The sequence below is a fragment of the Gemella sp. GL1 genome, assembly GCF_013415365.1.
In the GTDB taxonomy this organism is placed as follows: Bacteria; Bacillota; Bacilli; order Staphylococcales; family Gemellaceae; genus Gemelliphila.
Genome location: NZ_JACBYB010000009.1, coordinates 161,937 through 167,936 on the forward strand (window position 1 = coordinate 161,937; position 6,000 = coordinate 167,936).

3 protein-coding genes and 1 pseudogene are annotated in these 6,000 nt (G+C 30.6%); all 4 read right to left on the reverse strand.

The genetic code is table 11. The features are described from left to right. Positions 1-140: 140 nt before the first annotated feature. Positions 141-602, reverse strand: coding sequence for a DUF1307 domain-containing protein (locus HZY82_RS01900; protein ID WP_179938519.1), 462 nt, complete (start codon positions 600-602; stop codon positions 141-143). Positions 603-701: 99 nt separating this feature from the next. Then, entirely contained in the window at positions 702-2,324 is a 1,623-nt protein-coding gene (locus tag HZY82_RS01905) for an ABC transporter ATP-binding protein (RefSeq protein ID WP_179938521.1), read from the reverse strand. Positions 2,325-2,836: 512 nt separating this feature from the next. Next, the gene (lanKC, locus tag HZY82_RS01910; protein WP_179938523.1) at positions 2,837-5,386 is read right to left on the reverse strand and encodes a class III lanthionine synthetase LanKC; all 2,550 of its coding nucleotides are present in this window, start codon (positions 5,384-5,386) and stop codon (positions 2,837-2,839) included. A 359-nt stretch (positions 5,387-5,745) separates the two neighbouring features. After that, positions 5,746-6,000: pseudogene (locus HZY82_RS01915) on the reverse strand (hypothetical protein); the annotation flags it as partial.

The window sequence follows — 6,000 nt, forward strand, 5'->3', positions numbered from 1 at the left end:
CTAGGTTTTTTTACTTGCTAAGATTAGCTAATACTTATAAGCTAAAATTTTCAAATATACTTGCGTGAACCACCCCTACCTACGCATACGCTAAGAGGTGGGGGAATTACGTGCTGTTAGTTAAATAATGCTCTATGCTATTAACTTTCTACACGCTTATATCCATAATCTACTATTAATACAGCAACATCTGAATATCTTACTTGTTCAGAAGAAGTTAGGGGCATTATAAAAGCAGGAAGTTTCTTTAAATCCTCAATTTTTGCCAGCCTGTAATCCACAGTGAATTTCTCTACTACTTCTTTTTCTCCATAGTTTATTTCATACTCTACCCCTGGAGTATTTTTATATTGTTCAACCATAGCTTTATGCTCCTGCTCATGTTTTTTTCTGTCTATAGCTGCATCGTAATAATTTACTCTATTCTCAGTTTCTTGTCTTATTAAGGTATCCCCTCTTTTTAGATAGCTTATCTTAGAAACTATTCCTAAATCTGTAAATACATAGTCCACTTTATCTACCTTAATCATCTCAGAGTTTGCCGGCTGACAGCCGACTAAAAATATAAGTAAGAAACACACTAACACTTTTATAAATTTCATGATTAACTTTCTCCTTTTATTATCCTATTGAACACAAAATACTAATCTTTTTAAGAAAATTTAATTCCCTTAACTCTCTCATTTTTCCACCTCAAAATTCTAATTATCTAAAGTAATTATAGAATCGGCTAATTTAAGGATAGATTGCCTATGTGATACAACAATTACTGTCTTTCTTTTAGATAGGTCTTTTAAAATATTGTTTACTATCTCTTCATTCTCTTTATCCAAATTAGAAGTAGGTTCATCAAAAATATATATTTCTCCGCCCCTAATAAAGCTCCTAGCTAATGATAGCCTCTGCAATTCTCCAGTGGATGCCTTTTTTAACAAACTTCCTATCTCCATATCAAGTCCTTTTGGCAAGGATTCAATAAATTTTTTCAAATTTAAAATCTCCAACCAGTATTCCACTATAGAAGTATCTACTTGAGCCTCTAATAGTAAGGACTCTCTTATTGTATCTCCCCACTCAAAAATATCTTGCGGGCAATAGCAAAAGACCTTACTTCTAAGATACTCTAAATCATATTCTTCTATATTCCTATCTCCTAATATTATCTGACCTTCATTCAATTTGAACAGTCCCAAGATTAGGTTGACTAAAGTCGTCTTTCCTTTTCCAGATTGACCAATAATAACTGATAAGCCCCCCTTGGTCACACTTAGATTTAAATTTTTAAATATATAATTATCCCCATAAGCAAAGCTGGCATTTTTAATATCCACTATATTCTCATTGCATTTTGAGAGTCTATTAATTTTATCCTTTTTATCCAGCTCTTCCTCCTCAAGATCCATACAAATTTTATCAATCCTCACCTTTGCCGCAAGAATCATTCCAATTCCTCCAACTGAATTAACAATCGTTGATAAAGGCAATACAAAAAACGTACTATACATTAAAAATAAGGAAAGTTCTTCCACACTCATACTTCCATCTTTTATAAATATTGTAAAAACAAATATCAAACCTAGAATAAATAATTGAAAAAGTAGATTAGATATTGGCGTCATAAGTGCTTGGATTTTTGTAACTTTCATAGTCGAATTATAAATATCTTTTGATGTTGATTTAAACTTTTTTTCAGCTGATTTTTGTAGCCATAAGGCTTTTATTATCAGTAGTTTATCCAGATACTTTTCAAAAACAGTGATGAAATTTGCAAAACTCTCTTGTTGATAAATTGTATATTTTTTCAATAATAATGAGAAAATAATACTAATAGCTATGGATAAAAATAAAAATGCTATCATTATAAAAAATAATCTCATATTTATTTTTATTAGATAATATATTGAGCCTGAAAAGAGTACAATCGCTCCTGGAATGTCCATTAATATTGTAGCTAGTGAGTCTTTCAAAATTCTCGCATCTGCAGAGATTATAGATAGTATCTCTCCTTTTTTTAAATTAGATACATTGTCTATTTTTGTTTCCAATAATTTTCTATATATATATTCTCTAATATTTTCAAATATTCGCTCAGAATAGACTTTAGTAGAGTAGAATTTAATAGAATTAAGTATAGCTATAGCAAAAATAAACAATATAATGTACAGAAAGTCTTTAGCCTTTATGTTAGAATAATTTTCTATTAATTTCACAATATATTGGGGTTGATACAAACTCATAACAACAATCAACAGAGCTATTATATTTGTTATAAATAAAATAAGATAGGTGTTCTTCAAATATATTATAAAACTACGTTTATTCACAATAAATCCTCTCCTAATTCCTCAATAAAAGGAACTATACTTAAATATAGTTCCTTTTTGCATTACTCACATCCTGATAGACTTACAGAACTACATAACCAAATACTACGTACAGAATTATCTTCATCTGTAATATTTTTTTTGGTCTCCATACTTTGTAACATCAATATTCCTAAAAGCATGCTAATTCCTCCTTTTTACTTTAACAGTTAAATACACTAAGAGAACTACAGCACTCACATGATGCTAGACTTACAGAACTGCATAGCCACATACTATGTGCAGAATTAGACCCATCTGTAGCATTTTTTTTGGTCTCCATACTTTGTAACATCAATATTCCTAAAAGCATGCTATTTGCCTCCTTTTTACTTTAACAGTTAAATATACTAAACGAACTACAACCCCAAAAACTAAATGATGATCTCATATCGAGCACAGAATTACTTTTTCTGGTAATCTCCATAGATTGTAATGATAATACATTGTTTAACATAATAAATTGCCTCCTTTTAAAATTTACTATTATATTTGAATAATTCATTCTGATTTTTTAATGGCAGCCAGATAAATCCAGAAAATTTATCCTTATCTAAAGATGCCAATAGACCTCCTAAACCAGTAGCTAAGTCATAAGAAACCTTATATGAAAAGTTTCCTGGAAGAGCTATATTGCCATTTTCATCTCTTAAAATATACTGACTGTAAGTTGCAAGCATCTTCTTATATAAATTAGACTTTCCTTGGAATTTATCTACTATTTTAGCTACATATGCTAATCCCAGATAACCCTCAAATAATCCAAAAAATACGGGTGGTTTGGCTGTGAGTGCCTTACTTATTCCACTTATCAAATCTTTAATAGTAGATTTGTCAATATGCTCTCTTATTAAAATGGCTGTTAGTAGGAACCCAGCAGAACCATTTGAAAAATAGGGTAATAATTTTTCATCTTCAGAAAGAAGAAATGACATATCATTATTTACTTTGATTTTGTCTAGTTCATATTTAAATAGATCTTTAGCAAAATCTAGATATTTTTCTTTGCCTGTAAGATTGTATAGGGCGTATGCCAGCCATATAGCCCCTGTCCAACCATACATTAATCCATCATTTGTAAAGCCTGAATATTCATTGGAAATATCAGTTGGATCTTCTAAAAATATATTTCTGATTCTCTCGTAAACACTATCTGCAAATATTAAATATTCTTCATTTTTTCTTGAAATATATTGGTCAAGTGCTGCTAATCCTATTCCCGATAGGCCACTTTCCAAGGATATATTTCTAGTTTCTAGTATTAAACTTCTGTCTTCTAAAAATTTTTTATAAATATCATTGGCATAGTCTTCAAAGCCTAATTCAATTAAGCTGTTGGCTATTCCAGTCAGACCAGAAAATAAGGCATAGTCCCTATCTTTTATCTTTACTTTCTTAAAGTTTTCTAGCCACAGAGATATATCAAAATTCAATTCATCTAGTCTTTTTAATAGTAATAATATTCCTGATGCTCCATAGGCTATGGATAATTGACCATATTTATAAATATATTGTTTTATATCTCCATATATAAGACTAGTTCTATTAAAGTCTATATTCTTAACTAGGCTTTGCAAGGAATCTTCATAAAGTCTTTCTTGCTCTATAGGTCCATACATCTGAAATGGCTTTTTACTTTCACTTAATAAATCATAGTTAGGACTAGTAGAATAGCTTACTATCATATCTAAAATAGCAGCTGCCTCTTGTCCAAATTCCCTCTTTATCCAGTCATAATGGACTCCATACACCTTATTGGCAATCATCTCCAAATTAGCAACAGCTAGTAGTCCTGTTTTGAAAACCCTTAGTAAGCCTGTCCAATCTTTTTCTTCGTTATAATCATTAAATTTCTTATAAAAACCAGGGGTTCCTAAGCTTCGATCTCCTCTTTCTCCAATCTTTCCATAATTTTCAAAGTCGATCAACTTTATTTTATAATCATCTGTGACCACTATATTCTTGGGCTGTATATCTCCATGTGTATAGCCTTTATCATGAATTGCTTTCAAGGCCTTGCAAGATTCTACTGCAATTTTTTTTAAGTTAGCAATATATTCTTCCTTATTACTTTTTTCTGAAAATGGATAATTTCTAGAAATCCATGACGCCAAGGTCTGACCCTCAACATAGTCTTGCACCAGAAACTTATGCTCCCAAGCATCAAAGATGTCGTATACTCTGGGAATACATTCTAAATCAGCTAACTCACTTAAAACATGATACTCTTTTTTCAATCTGTATACGGCATCATTATTTAATCCATCTAATCCGGCATTCAATCTAGACTCTTTTAAAACTAGTTTTTTAGAAGATTTGTCTTCTGCTAGATAGACACCTCCCCCATTGCTAAAATGCAAGGCCTCCATAATATTGTAGGCATCTAAGGGATTTTCTTGATCGAGTTCTTGCTCATTCTCGATAATATAGTCTGGTTTTTCTACCCAATCCGGTGTTGAGTAGTAGGGCAATCTTTTGTCTTCGACTAGATTTCCCTCCTTGTCCTGAATCGCAAGTCGGCCATCAGGCAGGTATTTGGCAGAAAAGCCACCATATCTATAGTAAATATTAGTGTCCTTCCATCTTCTATCCGATAAGATATAAGCTCCCTTTTTGTAATTTTTTAATCTCTCTTCCAAGTCTAAAAGCAAGCTATGAAGTTCTTCTTCATTGGGATAAATGGTAATAAATTTGGCTGAAGATTCCCTTGCTGCATACTTGGAATTTTTATTTATTAATTGCATCTTGTCAATTACGAATTTAAATGCTATGTTTTTTTCAAATAGGACTTTTGCTACCGCGTCTAGGACTTCTTGAGCCTCGTAAATATCCGTGCTTATATGCAGTTTCCAGCCTTGATCCTGTTTTAATTTTATTTCTTGGGGAAATACATTGACCCAATGTCCTCCCTCTAAAAGCTGCCATTTTTCTGGCACTTCTAAGATGAATTTTTTTCCTCTAGATTTTGAAGGCATGTAATATTTATCTGATTCTTCAATATAATCAAAATATCTAATATCCATCTTCTTCACCTCCATTTACCCATATAAGTCTGTGAATTAATCCTTAATCTAGCTATTATTATTTTTCTACTAAGCCTTTAGTTTTTAATTTTCTTACTATTATAATCATAATAATTTTTACTTAGCTTTATAGATTTTTAGAAATACAGTCCCAAAATCATTTTCTAAGATTTATAAAGCTATTTTTCTACTTCCCCTTTATTAACAACTTTGAAAAGCTTTTCTATACTTATATTGTATACCTTTCTATATGCTTTGTCAATGCTTTTCTTTTAATTTTTAATTTTTAATTTTTTATTTTCTGAATATTTAGAAAAATCAAAAAAGCCTAGCTAAATTTCTCTAGCTAGGTCTATAAATTAATTAAATCTATCTTTATATTTCCAATTGAATATCCATTGGAGATTGATTAAGGGTTCTACATCTTGCTCTTCTATCAAGGGTCTTAATTTGTCATACATTTCCTCTTTTATTTTTTCTTGTTCTTCTTGATTTAAATCTATTTCTTCATCTTCTTTGTAACTATATAAATACTTAAAATTTTGACTATATTTATACATATACTTTATTTCTCCTATTCTACTACTATACCAGTATCCATCATCGTATACAGA